Source organism: Rubellimicrobium aerolatum, from assembly GCF_017872975.1.
Classification (GTDB): Bacteria; Pseudomonadota; Alphaproteobacteria; order Rhodobacterales; family Rhodobacteraceae; genus Rubellimicrobium; species Rubellimicrobium aerolatum.
The window spans coordinates 181,683-194,501 of sequence record NZ_JAGGJP010000001.1 but is presented as its reverse complement, the minus strand read 5'-3'; the positions used below and the strand labels follow the sequence as shown (position 1 = coordinate 194,501).

Below are 12,819 nucleotides of genomic sequence, written 5' to 3'. Positions count from 1 at the left end.
CGGGAGCGGGCGCAACCCCCCTCGTCGCACCGCCCTGACAATCCCGTCAGGGAAGGCGCGCGCGCTTGGCGCGGGAGGCGGCGGGGCCTATCTTCCACCCCGCGTCCCTTGCCTCCGCCGCCCGTCCCAGAAGCCCACCCCCGCGCCAGGAGCCCGCCCATGATCCTCCGGACCCTCTGCGCCCTGGCGGCCCTGTCCGGCCCGGCCCTCGGGCAGGTGCCGGCGCCAGCCCCCGTCGCGCCAGCCCCCGTCGTGCCAGCCCCCGTCGTGCCGGCTCCCGTCACGCCGGCTCCCGTTGCCCGGGACGCGGAGATCCAGGCCATCCAGGACGCGCTCCGCCTCCCCGAGCTCCTGGCGATCCTGTCGCGCGAGGGGGAAGAGCACGGCCGGACCCTGGGCGCCTCGCTCTTCGGCGAGGGGCGCGCGCCCGCCGCCTGGGCCGACCGCGTGGCGGCGCTCCACGACCCCGCGCGCCTGGACGGCCCGATCCGCGCCGCTCTCTCCGAAGGCCTCGCCCTCGCCGACACCGCTGCCATCCTGGCCTTCCTGCGCTCGCCCCCCGGCGAGGCCATGGTCGGGCTGGAGCTCGCCGCCCGCGAGGCCCTCCTCGACGACGATGCCGAGCAGGCCGCGCGGGAGGCCGCCGCCGTCGCCCTGGCCGAGGAGGACCCCCGCCTCGACCTGCTGCGCCGCTACGCCGAGGCGGCGGACCTGATCGACTCCAACGTCGCCGCCGCCATGAACGCCAGCCTCGCCTATCTCGGGGGGCTCCGGGCCGGCGGCGGCCTGGGGGCCGACGCGACCGAGGCCGACGCCATCGCCGACGTCTGGGAGCAGGAGCCGCGGCTCCGCGCCGAGACGACGGAATGGCTCTACGCCTTCCTGCTGCGGGCCTACGCGCCCGCCTCGGACTCCGAGATCGAATCCCTCGTCGCCTTCCTGGAATCCCCGCCGGGCCGCACCCTCAACCAGGCGGTCTTCCGCGCCTTCGACGCAGCCATGGCCGACCTGTCGCGCGACCTCGGCCTCGCCGCCGCGCGCGTCCTCACCACCGAGGAGATCTAGCCCCCGTAAAGCGCCAGCGCCGCCGCCAGCGCGCCAGGGTTGCCCTGATACAAGCCCAGGTCGCCCCGGAGCTGCGTCACCCGCGCCGCCCGCTCCTCCGGGGCCACGCCCGCCGCGTCCAGGGCCGCCGCCAGCCCCGGCCCGCCCCCGGCCTCGATCTCGTCCAGGATGCCGGGAAAGGCCGACTTCACCGCCACCTCCACCGCGGCGCGCCGCTGCCGCTCGGCCGGGTCGAAGGCCGATCGGACATCCACCCCCGGCCCGCAGGCTCCCGCGAGCAGCAATCCCAGGACCGCGCGTCGCCGCATGGCGTCCTCCCTCCGCAGGCTTGACTTGGCGCACATAGGCGCAGATAAGCCGCCATCCCGGCAAGCGGATTCGCGTGCGGGGTGCGCCGCGTCACGCCGCGCTCCAGATCAACCGACCGCCCCGCAGGGGGCGCGCAGCCCGAGGCAAGGGACCCCAGGTCCCGCAACGCCCCTGAAGAAGGGGGGCCGCAGGGCGCGGAAACCGAAAGGAAGACCATATGTTCGCGGTTCTCAAGACCGGCGGCAAGCAATACCGGGTCCAGCAGGGCGACGTCCTGCGGGTCGAGAAGCTGTCCGCCGAAGCCGGCGAGACCATCCAGTTCAACGAGGTCCTGGTCGTCGGCGACCAGATCGGCGCGCCCCTCGTGGCCGGCGCGGCCGTGCAGGCCACCGTGATCGACCAGATCAAGGGCGACAAGGTCATCCACTTCGTCCGCCGCCGCCGCAAGCACTCGTCCAAGCGGACCAAGGGCCACCGGCAGCAGCTCACGCTCGTCCGCGTGACCGACATCCTCGCCTCGGGCGCGGACTCCACCGGCGTCAAGGCCGCCCTCGGCGCCTCGACCCGTCCCGCCGACGCGCCCGTTCCCGCCCCGCAGCCCAAGGCCCGCCGGGGCAGGACCGCGGCGCTCGTGGGCGCCGCCGCCGTGGGCGTCGCGGCCGTGGCCGCCGCCGCCTTCGCCGCCACCCGGGCCGACGACTCGGCCGAGCAAGCCTAAGGAGACCGATCCATGGCACACAAGAAAGCTGGCGGGTCCTCCCGCAACGGGCGCGACAGCGCCGGCCGCCGCCTCGGCGTCAAGAAGTACGGCGGCGAGGCCGTGATCCCCGGCAACATCATCGTGCGCCAGCGCGGGACCAAGATCTGGCCCGGCACCGGCGTCGGCATGGGGACCGACCACACGATCTTCGCCACCGCCGAGGGCCAGGTGGCCTTCCGCAAGGGCCTCAAGGGCCGGACCTTCGTGTCCGTCGCCCCGGTTGCCCAGGCCGCCGAATAGGCGAAGGCCCCAGGCCAGGATCCATGGGGGGACCGGCGGGCCAGCCGGTTCCCCTTCGTCCTTTTTGCGAACCCTCGACCGAAGGACGGGGGCAGGGGGCCCGCTCATCCCCCAACGCGTTCATCATTCCGCAGCTTGTCGCGGATAGCATGGCCCGAGATCCCGCGTCCTTGGTGTCGGGGAGGACACCCATGATGCTCGAAACCATCGCGCCGACCACGCCCGACGCCGCCGCGTCGCAGCCCGTCATCCCGGCCGACCGCTTCGTCCTGCGCCCGCCCCGCAGGTCCGACGCCGGCCTCATCGCCCATTACGCCGGCGACCGGCGGGTGGCCTGCAACACCCGCTCGATCCCGCATCCCTTCCCCCCCGGCGCCGCCGAGGCCATGGTCGCCCGCGCCGCCAGCCCCGCGCGGGGCGAGGATGTCTGGGTCCTCGACGGCACCGCCGGGGGCTTGGGCGAGGTGCTGGGCCTCGTCCATCTCGCCCGCATGGACCGCCGGCAGGGCGAGGTGAGCTTCTGGATCGCGCCGCCCTTCTGGAACACCGGGCTTGCGAGCGAGGCGGTCGCCGCCCTCGTCGCCGCCAACCCCCACCGGGACCAGACCCTCTTCGCCGAGGTGTTCCAGGACAGCCCCAACTCGGCCCGCGTGCTGACCAACAACGGCTTCGAGTTCCTGGGCGACGCCGAATCCTTCTCGGTGGCGCGCGGCCTGATCGTGCCGACCTGGACCTACGCGCTGACGCTCAAGCCGTGATCCCGCTCCTGACCGCGCGGCTCGTGCTGCGCGGCGTCGCGCCCACGGACGGGCCGGCGCTGGTGGACGGCCTGAACGACTGGGACGTGGCCAGGTGGCTGGCCCGCGTCCCGTCGCCCTACACCGCCGGGGACGCGGCCGACTTCCTCGACCGCGCCCGCCCCGGCGGCGATCTGGAGGGGCAGGGCGAGGCCGTCCGCGCCGTCGCCCGGCGCGACGACCCCGCCCGGCTCCTCGGCCTGATCGGCCTGGGGGCCGAGCTGGGCTATTGGCTCGCCCGCCCCGCCTGGGGCCGCCGCCTCGCCTCCGAGGCCGTGGCCGCGCTCCTCGTCCACCACTTCGCCGACCCGGGGGCCCCGGACGTGATCGCCCATGTCTTCGACGGCAACGAACGAAGCGAGCGGCTCCTCCTCCGCCTCGGCTTCGCCCCCGAGGGCATCGAGCCCCGCTTTTGCCTCGCCCGGGGCGAGGACGTGCCCTCCCGCTGGATGCGCCTCACCCGCGCCGCGCGTCAGGCCCGGCTCCAGCCGACGCACCCGACGGGCAGCCCTGCGCCGCCCACCAGCCACGCGCCCCGCCCATAAAGCGCCCAGCGCCGGTCGGCGGGCAGGTCCAGCACCACCACGTCCATCTCCGGCCCGGCCCAGACCACCGTCGCCCCCAGCGCCTCCAGGTCCGCCGCGATCCGGCCCGGCGCAAGGCCCGGCCCGAAGACCGCGACCGTGTAGGGCCCGTCGCCCGGCCGCAGCCCCCAGCCGCCCAGGCCCACTGCGAGCAGCCCCAGCGCCGCCAGCGCCGCCCCGCCGCGCCCCGGCCGCCCGCCGCCCCGGCGCAGCAGCGCCCAGCCCAGCGCCATCGGCGCCAGCCCGAAGGCCCCGAGCCACAGCAGGTCCCAGGCCAGCGGCACCTCCGATTCGACCCGGATGCGATGGATGCCCAGCATCCAATGCGACAGCACCGCATCCACGAGGTGCCATCCCCCGAAGCCCAGCAGCAGCGCCCCCCCGAGCCGCGCCCCCAGCGGCATCGCCCCCGCGCGTCCCGCCCGCCACAGCCCCGCCAGCGCCAGCGCCGCAAGGACATACATCAACGCGTGGAACAGCCCGTCCCACAGCACCTGCTCCCGCAGGTCCACCCCGGGCACGAGGCTCAGGAGGTGATGCCATTGCAGGATCTGGTGCAGCAGGATGCCGTCGAAGAAGCCGCTCAGGGCAAAGCCCAGCACCCCGGCCCAGACAAGTCCCCGCGATGATCCGCGCGTGCGCCCCATGTGCCCGGAACGCGCGGGGGCCTCGGCCGTTCCCGTGATTCGGAGGGACGAAAGGGGGCGTTGCGCGGATCGCGCCCGAGCGTTCGTTGCTGTCGGACTCCGTTCATCCTTTCGTGCGATTCTCCCTCTCAAAGCCACGACGCCCGCGCTTGAGCGGGACCCGCCCATCCGCTATGCCCTGCCCCTTGAAGAAAGGTCCCGACCCATGAAGTTCCTCGATCTCGCCAAGGTCTACCTGCGCTCCGGCTCCGGCGGGAACGGCTCCGTCTCGTTCCGGCGCGAGAAGTTCGTGGAGTTCGGCGGCCCCGACGGCGGCGACGGCGGCAAGGGCGGCGACGTGATCGCCGAGGCGGTGGAAGGGCTGAACACCCTGATCGACTTCCGGTATCAGCAGCACTTCTTCGCGCAGAACGGCAAGGGCGGGCAGGGCAGCCAGCGCACCGGCGCGGGCGGCGACGACATCATCCTCCGCGTCCCCGTCGGCACCGAGATCATCGACGAGGACGAGGAAACCGTCATCGCCGACCTGACGGAACCCGGCCAGAAAATCGTCCTCGCCCAGGGCGGCAACGGCGGCTGGGGCAACATGCGCTTCGCCTCCTCCACGAACCGCGCCCCCGCCCGCGCCAACCCCGGCCAGCCCGGAGTCGAGCGCACGGTTTGGCTGCGCCTCAAGCTCATCGCCGACGCGGGGCTCCTCGGGATGCCCAACGCCGGCAAGAGCACCTTCCTCGCCGCCACCTCCAACGCCCGGCCCAAGATCGCCGACTATCCCTTCACGACGCTGGTCCCCAACCTCGGCGTCGTCGGCATCGACGGCGCGGAGTTCGTGGTGGCCGACATCCCCGGCCTGATCGAGGGCGCCTCCGAGGGGCGGGGCCTGGGCGACCAGTTCCTTGGCCACGTGGAACGCTCGCGCGTCCTCCTCCACCTGATCGACGGGACCAGCGAGGACGTGGCCGCCGACTGCGAGACGATCATCAACGAGCTGGAGCAGTATGGCGGCGACCTCGCGGACAAGCCGCGCATCACCGTCCTGAACAAGATCGACGCCCTCGACGACGAGGAGCGCGAGGAAAGGCGCGCCTCCCTGGAGGAGGTGGCCGAAGGCCCGGTCATGCTGATGTCCGGCGCCACCAGGGAAGGCGTGACCGAGGTCCTGCGCGCGCTGCGCGCCATCATCGAGGAGGCCCGGGCCGCCGAAAAGACCGAGGCCGAGGAGGTCAAGCCGTGGCGGCCCTGACCCCGACCCTGGCGGGCGCCCGTCGCCTCGTCGTCAAGATCGGCTCCGCGCTTCTCGTGGACCGCGCCACCGGCCTGCGGGCCGATTGGCTCCGCAGCCTCGCGCAGGACGTGGCCCGCCTGCGCGCGCGCGGCACGCAGGTCATCCTCGTCTCCTCCGGCTCCATCGCGCTCGGGCGCGGCGTCCTCGGCCTGCCGGGGGGCGACCTCGCGCTCGAGCAGTCCCAGGCCGCCGCCGCCGTGGGCCAGATCCGCCTTGCCCGCGCCTACGAGGAAGTCCTCGCGCCCCACGGCATCATCGCCGGGCAAGTGCTTGTCACGCTGGAGGATTCCGCCGACCGCCGGCGCTACCTCAACTCCCGCGCCACCCTGGAGACGCTGCTCTCGCTCGGCGTCGTCCCCATCGTCAACGAGAACGACACCGTGGCCACCGACGAGATCCGCTACGGCGACAACGACCGCCTCGCCGCGCAGGTGGCGGTGACGGTCGGGGCCGACTCGCTGGTGCTCCTGTCGGACGTGGACGGCTTCTACTCCGGCAACCCCCATGTCGATCCCGCCGCCCGCCGGTTCGAGGTGGTCGAGCGCCTGACGCCCGAGATCGAGGCCATGGCCGGCGAGGGCGTCTCCGGCCTCTCCAAGGGCGGCATGGTCACCAAGCTCCTGGCTGCCCGCGTCGCCACCGACGCCGGCTGCGCCATGGCGATCACGCTAGGATCGACCCCCAACCCGCTGACGGCGCTGGAGAACGGCGCGAACGCGACGTGGTTCCTCGCCCAGACCGACCCCCAGGCCGCCCGCAAGCGCTGGATCGCGGCCATGAAGCCCAAGGGCGAGCTGCGCGTCGATGCCGGCGCCGCCCGCGCGCTGACCGAAGGCAAGAGCCTCCTCCCCGCCGGCATCGTGGCCGTGCAGGGCCGCTTCGGCCGGGGCGACCCGGTGGCGATCCTCTCGCCCGAGGGGGCCCGCCTCGGCCTCGGCCTGACCCGCTACACCGCCGAGGAAGCGCGCGCGCTCACGGGCCGCAAGAGCGCGGACATCGAGTCCGTCCTCGGCTACAAGGGACGCGCGACGCTCATCCATCGCGACGACATGGTGCTCTGATGCTCGACCACACGGATATTCCCGCCCTCATGGACGACATGGGCGCCCGCGCCCGCGCCGCGGCAGGGGTTCTCGCCACCGCGAGCAGCGAGCGCAAGCACGCCGCCTTGGTCTCGGCCGCCGAAGCCCTCGAAGCCAGCACGCAGGCGATCCTCGACGCCAACTGCGAGGACCTCGCCTTCGCCGAGGCGCGTGGCCTCTCGCCTGCGATGATCGACCGCCTGGTCCTCGATACCCGCCGCGTCCGCGCCATGGCCGACGGCCTGCGAGCCATCGCGGCGCAGCGCGACCCGGTGGGCCGGGTGCTGGCAGAATGGGACGTGCCCTCGGGCCTGCACATCCAGCGCGTGGCGACCCCCTTGGGCGTCATCGGCGTCGTCTACGAGAGCCGCCCCAACGTCACCGCCGACGCCGGCGCGCTCTGTCTCCAGTCCGGCAACGCCGTGATCCTGCGCGGCGGCTCCGAGAGCCTCCATTCCTCCGCCGCGATCCACGCCTGCCTCGTCCAGGGCCTCCGTCAGGCGGGCCTGCCCGAGGGCTGCATCCAGCTCGTCCCCACCCGCGACCGGGCGATGGTCTCGGCGATGCTCGGGGCCGTCCGGCACATCGACGTGATCGTGCCCCGTGGCGGCAAGGGCCTCGTCGGCCTCGTGCAGGCCGAGGCGCGGGTGCCGGTCTTTGCTCATCTCGAAGGCATCTGCCACGTCTACGCCGACCGCGACGCCGACCTCGACAAGGCCCGCCGCGTCGTGCTGAACGCCAAGACCCGCCGCACCGGCATCTGCGGCGCGGCCGAATGCCTGCTGATCGACTGGCGCTTCTACACCCAGCACGGCCCCGTGCTGATCGAGGACCTGATCAGGGCCGGCGTCGAGGTGCGGACCGAGGGCGAGCTGCTCAAGATCCCCGGCACTGTCCGCGCTGCCCCCGACGACTTCGGGCGCGAGTTCCTGGACAAGATCATCGCCGCCAGGCTGGTGGACGGCGTGGACGAGGCCATCGGTCACATCCGCCGCCATGGCTCCGGCCACACCGAGTCGATCCTGACCGAGAACGATGCGACGGCGGACCGGTTCTTCCGCGAGCTCGACAGCGCCATCCTGATGCGGAACGCCTCGACCCAATTCGCCGACGGCGGCGAGTTCGGCATGGGCGCCGAGATCGGCATCGCCACAGGCAAGCTCCACGCGCGCGGTCCGGTCGGGGCCGAGCAGCTCACGAGCTTCAAGTATCTCGTGACCGGAGATGGCACGATCCGACCGTAAGCCGCCTGGATCATCATTTACGATCAGAGATCTGTCCGTCGTTCTTCGTTGGGCACATGATGTTAAGGCTGTCTGAGTCCGGGACGCGCCCCGGCTCACCTGTCCGCTTCGACCGAGGAGCGATCAGACAAGGACGCCGTCTCGTGTGCCTTCGGATCTCAAGCTCCCCCGAGCGCTTGGGGTGGCCGCAATGAACAATGCCCCAGCGCCTCCCGTGCCTATCGGACTTCCTCGTCGGAGTCCGACTTGAGCACTTGGCCGGCTTCACGAACCTTCTCGCTAAGGCCGGCACCGTCGAGCTGGCGCCGGCTCGACCGCCAGTGCCCGCCTCATCGAGGCGGCATCTCGGTGATCAAGGCGAGATTGGATGCCTAGTCAGCGAGCTTGAACCTTCGTTGCTGCAGCAAGAGCAGCGGCGCCGGCTGGCGACCCTCCACCCGGGCTCTTCGCGCGCAGGACGTTCCCCGTCGTCGGCCTGTTCGGCCGCGATGCTGGCGACGGCGGTCCCGATCCTCTCGCCGATCCCTGCGAGATTGCGCGTGGCCGTCCCGATGACGTCGTGCCAGAGCGCCGCGATCAGGGTCGTCGCATCGACCTGCGGGTGCGCGCCATCAGACGCGCCAGATGTGCAGGATTCGTCAGAAGTAGGGCCGCGGGTCTGGCCGTCATGGGCCTTCACGGCGAAGTCGAAGGCCTGGGCGACCGCCTGGGGATCGTCGCGACCTGTCATCCACTCGCTCCTCGCCGGATCGAACGGCCGTGCCGATCGTGGACTCGTCAGAAGCGGGCCAGGATGCGGCCTTCCGAGAGGGCCACGTCGAGCCGCCGTCCGAGCTTGGTCAGGGCGTGCGCCAGCAGGCCGAACTGCACTTGGGCCGAGCCGGATGGCGGATCCGCGCGACACGGTCCGAGCGTATCCCAGATCGAGGCGTCGAAGCGGATGCGGCTGCCCTCGGCAGTGAGCGTCCAGCCGTCGGCCGACCGGCTGACGCAGATGCACCCGCCGGAGGGCAGGGCGGCCTCCAGGCACTGGATCAGCAGGAAGACGGCCTTGACCTCCTGCCGGGGGTGGTCGCCGGCCACCTCCCATTCCAGGGCGATCCGAGACCCCTTGGACAGGGAGGCCAGGGTCCGCGCCACCTCGGATCGTCCGACCGACCTGGTCCCGGCCGCGCCGTAGGCGATGCGGAAGAACCGAAGCCGGGCGCTGCCGCTCTCGACGCTCTGCGAGAGGAGGTCCAGCTCGGGCGAGGGCTCCACGCCGGCCAGGGCCAGCAGCTCGAGGCCGTTGGCGATGGCGCCGAGGGGACTGGCGAGGTCGTGGCAGATGCGCGAGGCCAGCGTGGCGGCAAGGCCGGCTTCGCCGTCGGGCTCGACCCCGTCGAAGGGGCTGTGGACTTCGCCCCTCGTCGGGCGCACCCTGGGTTCCGGCGTGCCGTGGCGCGCGTCTTCGGTCCGAGGCCCCCGATGTCCGACCTCAACTCCATCCTGTCGCCCGGGATGCTCGTCTCGCATCCCGACCACCCCGACTGGGGCACGGGGCAGGTCCAGTCCGTGATCGGTCAACGGATCACCGTCAACTTCCCGGAGACGGGCAAGATCGTCATCGATGGCACTCGCATTCCCCTCAACCTCGTTTCCCTTGGGCCGAATCCCGACTAGGCCCTTTCCTCCATCATGCCCCAGTTTGGTTGTAAAAGCGTTAACGCGGACCTATGAACCTGGGGTGACCCCAGGGGACGCCACGCACCCGGCCATGTCAGGACCCACGCCCCGCTTTGCCCTGCGCCTCGCCACGGGCGGCCCGGACGTGGCCGCGGCGCAGCGGCTGCGCCACGAGGTCTTCGTCGAGGAGCTGGGCGGCTCGGGGGGCGGGCTGACCGACCCGGCGCGGCGGATCGAGGCCGACCGGCACGACCCTCACGCCATCCACCTGCTGCTCGTCGATGCCATGCGCGGGGGCAGGCTGGCCGGGACGACCCGCGTCCTGACCCGCGCCGGGGCGGCGGCGGCGGGCGGCTTCGCGTCCGAGGCGGAGTTCGACCTGGCGCCGCTCCTCGGGTCGGGGCGGCGGCCGATCGAGGTCGGGCGCACCTGCCTGCATCCCGACTACCGGGGCGGCGCGGCGCTGCACCATCTGTGGCAGGGCCTCGCCGGCGTCGTGGCCGAGGAGGGCGCCGATGTCCTGTTCGGGCTCGCCTCCTTCCCCGGGACCGATCCGGCCCCGCTCGCGCCGGCGCTGGCCTTCCTGGAGGGAGAGCATCCGGCCCCCGCCGAGCTGCGCCCGAGGTCGAGGGCTCCGCTGGACCTGGAGCTTCCGCCGGCGGGCGCCTTCGACCGGCGCGAGGCGGTGCTCGCCATCCCGCCGCTGGTCAAGGCCTACCTGCGACTGGGGGCCGGGGTCGCCGAAGGGGCCTTCCTCGACCGGGCCTTCCGCTGCATCGACGTTTGCATGGTGCTCGATGCCACGCGGCTCGCGCCGCGGGCACGGGCGACCTACGGACGCGCGCCGGCGTGAGCCTCGTCTGGCGGGGGCGGCCGGACGCCGAGGTGCCCCCGCCGGGGCCGGGCGGCTGGGCGCGGGCGGTGGCGCGGGGCCTGCCGCTGGTCCTGCTGCTGGTCATGGGCCTGCTGACGATGCTGGCGATCCGGGTGGTCGAGGCGGCGATTCGCGGGCCGCGCCGGCCGGTGTCGCCCTGGGTGACGGTCCTGGTCTGCCGGGGGGCGCTGCGGCTGCTCGGCCTGCGGGCGGAGCGGGTGGGCGTCCCGGCGACCGGCCCCGGCCTCCTGGCCGCGAACCATTCGTCGTGGCTCGACATCCTCGTGCTGAACGCGGGCCAGCCGCTGGTCTTCGTGTCGAAGGCCGAGGTGGCGGGCTGGCCGGGGATCGGAGGGCTGGCGCGCGCGACGGGGACGCTCTTCGTCCGGCGCGACGCGCGCGCGGAGGCCGGGGCGCAGGCCGAGGCCGTGGCGGAGCGGCTCCGGCTCGGCCAAAGGCTGGCGCTGTTCCCGGAGGGCACCTCGACCGACAACGGCACGGTGCTGCCGTTCAGGCCGGCGCTGTTCGAGGCCCTCCGCGCGGAGCGCCTGCCGCCTGGGGTGGCCGTGCAGCCGGTGACGCTCGCCTATGGGGCGCCGCCGGGGCGGGACGCGCCTTTCCTGGCCTGGTATGGCGACATGGAGTTCGGGCCGCACGGGCTGGCGGTGCTGGCCGCGCCGCGCGGCGGGCGGGTCCGCGTGACCTACCACCCGCCGATCCCCTCCGGGGGGCGGGACCGCAAGGCCCTGGCGCTGGCGGCGGAACGCGCCGTGCGGGCGGCGCTCTAGCCCATCGCGGCGGCGAGCGCCGCGAGCCGGGCGGCAGGGTCCTCGGCGGCCCAGACTTCGGCCCCGAAGGCGAAGAAGTCGGTGACGGGCGCGAGGCTCCGCACGAGGTCCTCGTCCAGCGCGCCCTCGGCGATCACCGGCACCTCGATCATCTCGGACCACCATTCGAAGAGCTCGCGCTCGGCCCGGCGGCCGTCGCCCAAGGGGGTCGCGCCGACCGGGCCGAAGCTCACGTAGTCGGCGCCCAGCTCCCCGGCGGTCATGCCGTCATGGCGCGAGGCGCCGCAGAAGGCGCCGACGATGGCCTCGTCGCCCAGGTCCTTGCGGACCTTGCGGACCGAGCGGGCGGCGTCCGTGAGGTGCACGCCGTCCAGGCCGAGGCGGGGCACGAGGAGGACATGGCTCTCGATGACGAGGGGGATGTCGCGGGCGTGCGCCACCTCGCGCAGGGCGTCGGCGGCGCGGCCGATGCGATCGTCGTCGCGGGTCGAGAGGGCGAGGCGCAGGCAGGCCACCGGCGCGGCGTCGAGGCAGCGGGCCAGGGCGTCCGGGAAGCCGGACAGCTCCAGCTCGGGCGGCGTGACGAGGGTGATCTGCGGCCGGTCGCGGGCGTCGGTCATGGCGGTCCTCTCGGGCGGGTCCCTGGGCTTCTAGCGGCCGGGCAGGGGTTTGCAAGCGGGCTCGGCCGGCTTGCCCCCGGGGCGGCGCGCGCCTAAAGGGCGGGCCATGCAAGGACCCCTCGAACCCGCCTTCGTCCTCGTGCGCCCGCAGATGGGCGAGAACGTGGGCGCCGCCGCCCGCGCCATGTGGAACTTCGGCCTGAGCCGGATGCGGCTGGTCGATCCGCGCGACGGCTGGCCCAACCCGCGCGCCGTCGCCATGGCGTCGGGGGCTGGGCGGGTGCTGGACGGGGCGCAGGTCCACGCGGACCTCGCGGGGGCGGTGGGGGACTGCACCTTCGTCTACGCGACCACCGCGCGGCCGCGCGACCTGACCAAGACCGTGTTCTCGCCCGAGGAGGCCGCGCGCGACATGGTGCGGCGGATCGCGGAGGGCGAGCGGGTCGCCGTGCTGTTCGGGCCCGAGCGGGCGGGGCTGGAGAACGCCGACGTGGCGCGGGCGAACGCCATCGTCAGCGTGGACGTGAACCCGGAGTTCCCGTCGCTCAACCTCGCGCAGTGCGTCCTCCTGGTCGGCTATGAGTGGCGGCGCGCAACCCACGCCGCGCCGCCCGTGCGCGAGGAGATGGCGGGCACGGAGCGGGCGAGCGCGCTGGAGGTGGACCACCTCGCGCGGCACTACGAGGAGCGGCTGGAGGAGGCGGGGTTCTTCTTCCCCGGCCACAAGGCCGAGAGCATGAAGATGAGCCTGCGGAACCTGTGGAGCCGGATGCCGCTGACGGTGCAGGACGTGCAGACGCTGCATGGCGTGCTGCGACAGATGGTCCGCTGGGCGCGGCATCGGCCGGAGTGACGCCTA

At 73.4% G+C, this 12,819-nt stretch carries 17 protein-coding genes; 12 read left to right on the top strand and 5 right to left on the bottom strand.

All coding sequences use genetic code 11. The features are described 5' to 3' along the window. Positions 1–159 precede the first annotated feature (159 nt). Entirely contained in the window at positions 160–1,065 is a 906-nt protein-coding gene (locus J2Z33_RS00965; RefSeq protein WP_209836956.1) for a DUF2059 domain-containing protein, read from the top strand. On the opposite strand, the gene J2Z33_RS00960 is transcribed toward J2Z33_RS00965, so the two are convergent. Then, a complete protein-coding gene (locus tag J2Z33_RS00960; RefSeq protein ID WP_209836954.1) occupies positions 1,062–1,373 on the bottom strand; it encodes a hypothetical protein in 312 nt (103 codons plus the stop codon). The genes J2Z33_RS00965 and J2Z33_RS00960 overlap by 4 nt on opposite strands. 218 nt (positions 1,374–1,591) lie before the next feature. Between J2Z33_RS00960 and rplU the strand changes: the two genes are divergently transcribed. The 4 genes from rplU (at position 1,592) to J2Z33_RS00940 (ending at position 3,716) form a co-directional block, all read left to right on the top strand. After that, positions 1,592–2,092 carry a 50S ribosomal protein L21 gene (gene rplU, locus J2Z33_RS00955; RefSeq protein WP_209836952.1) on the top strand — a complete coding sequence of 167 codons (501 nt, stop codon included), beginning with the start codon at positions 1,592–1,594 and terminating at the stop codon, positions 2,090–2,092. A 12-nt stretch (positions 2,093–2,104) separates the two neighbouring features. Then, positions 2,105–2,374 carry a 50S ribosomal protein L27 gene (gene rpmA, locus J2Z33_RS00950; RefSeq protein WP_209836950.1) on the top strand — a complete coding sequence of 90 codons (270 nt, stop codon included), beginning with the start codon at positions 2,105–2,107 and terminating at the stop codon, positions 2,372–2,374. Between the two features lie 191 nt (positions 2,375–2,565). Next, positions 2,566–3,132 (top strand): GNAT family N-acetyltransferase, encoded by a 567-nt coding sequence (locus J2Z33_RS00945; protein WP_209836948.1) that lies wholly within the window; start codon positions 2,566–2,568, stop codon positions 3,130–3,132. Next, positions 3,129–3,716, top strand: a complete 588-nt coding sequence (locus tag J2Z33_RS00940) for a GNAT family N-acetyltransferase (RefSeq protein WP_209836946.1) — start codon at positions 3,129–3,131, stop codon at positions 3,714–3,716. The genes J2Z33_RS00945 and J2Z33_RS00940 overlap by 4 nt, the downstream gene beginning before the upstream one ends. Here J2Z33_RS00940 and J2Z33_RS00935 read toward each other — a convergent pair. Continuing rightward, complete coding sequence (locus J2Z33_RS00935) at positions 3,644–4,402, bottom strand: DUF2243 domain-containing protein (protein WP_209836943.1); 759 nt, start codon at positions 4,400–4,402, stop codon at positions 3,644–3,646. The genes J2Z33_RS00940 and J2Z33_RS00935 overlap by 73 nt on opposite strands. Positions 4,403–4,607: 205 nt before the next feature. Here J2Z33_RS00935 and obgE point away from each other — a divergent pair, with 205 nt between their 5' ends. The 3 genes from obgE to J2Z33_RS00920 are packed head-to-tail and all read left to right on the top strand — an operon-like array spanning position 4,608 to position 8,013. Further along, on the top strand, positions 4,608–5,645 hold the full coding sequence (gene obgE / locus J2Z33_RS00930; protein WP_209836941.1) for a GTPase ObgE: 1,038 nt from the start codon (positions 4,608–4,610) through the stop codon (positions 5,643–5,645). Beyond that, on the top strand, positions 5,642–6,748 hold the full coding sequence (gene proB, locus J2Z33_RS00925) for a glutamate 5-kinase (protein WP_245218435.1): 1,107 nt from the start codon (positions 5,642–5,644) through the stop codon (positions 6,746–6,748). Before obgE ends, proB begins: the two co-directional genes overlap by 4 nt. Further along, positions 6,748–8,013: a glutamate-5-semialdehyde dehydrogenase gene (locus J2Z33_RS00920; RefSeq protein WP_209836937.1), complete on the top strand. Its 1,266-nt coding sequence runs from the start codon at positions 6,748–6,750 to the stop codon at positions 8,011–8,013. Before proB ends, J2Z33_RS00920 begins: the two co-directional genes overlap by 1 nt. A gap of 352 nt (positions 8,014–8,365) precedes the next feature. Here the strand turns inward: J2Z33_RS00920 and J2Z33_RS00915 are convergent, their stop codons facing one another. Both J2Z33_RS00915 and J2Z33_RS00910 read right to left on the bottom strand, forming a co-directional pair. Beyond that, positions 8,366–8,743, bottom strand: a complete 378-nt coding sequence (locus tag J2Z33_RS00915) for a hypothetical protein (protein WP_209836935.1) — start codon at positions 8,741–8,743, stop codon at positions 8,366–8,368. A gap of 47 nt (positions 8,744–8,790) precedes the next feature. Continuing rightward, on the bottom strand, positions 8,791–9,432 hold the full coding sequence (locus tag J2Z33_RS00910) for a histidine phosphotransferase family protein (protein WP_209836933.1): 642 nt from the start codon (positions 9,430–9,432) through the stop codon (positions 8,791–8,793). A gap of 48 nt (positions 9,433–9,480) precedes the next feature. On the opposite strand from J2Z33_RS00910, the gene J2Z33_RS00905 reads away from it, so the two are divergent. From J2Z33_RS00905 to olsA, 3 genes are all read left to right on the top strand, one after another. After that, the gene (locus J2Z33_RS00905; protein WP_209836931.1) at positions 9,481–9,675 is read left to right on the top strand and encodes a DUF3553 domain-containing protein; all 195 of its coding nucleotides are present in this window, start codon (positions 9,481–9,483) and stop codon (positions 9,673–9,675) included. Between the two features lie 94 nt (positions 9,676–9,769). Further along, positions 9,770–10,531, top strand: coding sequence for a GNAT family N-acetyltransferase (locus J2Z33_RS00900; protein ID WP_209836928.1), 762 nt, complete (start codon positions 9,770–9,772; stop codon positions 10,529–10,531). Then, positions 10,528–11,340, top strand: coding sequence for a lyso-ornithine lipid O-acyltransferase (gene olsA, locus J2Z33_RS00895; protein WP_342454097.1), 813 nt, complete (start codon positions 10,528–10,530; stop codon positions 11,338–11,340). Before J2Z33_RS00900 ends, olsA begins: the two co-directional genes overlap by 4 nt. Here olsA and J2Z33_RS00890 read toward each other — a convergent pair. Beyond that, positions 11,337–11,960 carry a thiamine phosphate synthase gene (locus J2Z33_RS00890; protein WP_209836926.1) on the bottom strand — a complete coding sequence of 208 codons (624 nt, stop codon included), beginning with the start codon at positions 11,958–11,960 and terminating at the stop codon, positions 11,337–11,339. The genes olsA and J2Z33_RS00890 overlap by 4 nt on opposite strands. Positions 11,961–12,066: 106 nt before the next feature. Here J2Z33_RS00890 and J2Z33_RS00885 point away from each other — a divergent pair, with 106 nt between their 5' ends. Further along, positions 12,067–12,813: an RNA methyltransferase gene (locus tag J2Z33_RS00885; RefSeq protein WP_209836924.1), complete on the top strand. Its 747-nt coding sequence runs from the start codon at positions 12,067–12,069 to the stop codon at positions 12,811–12,813. The last annotated feature ends 6 nt before the right edge of the window (positions 12,814–12,819 follow it).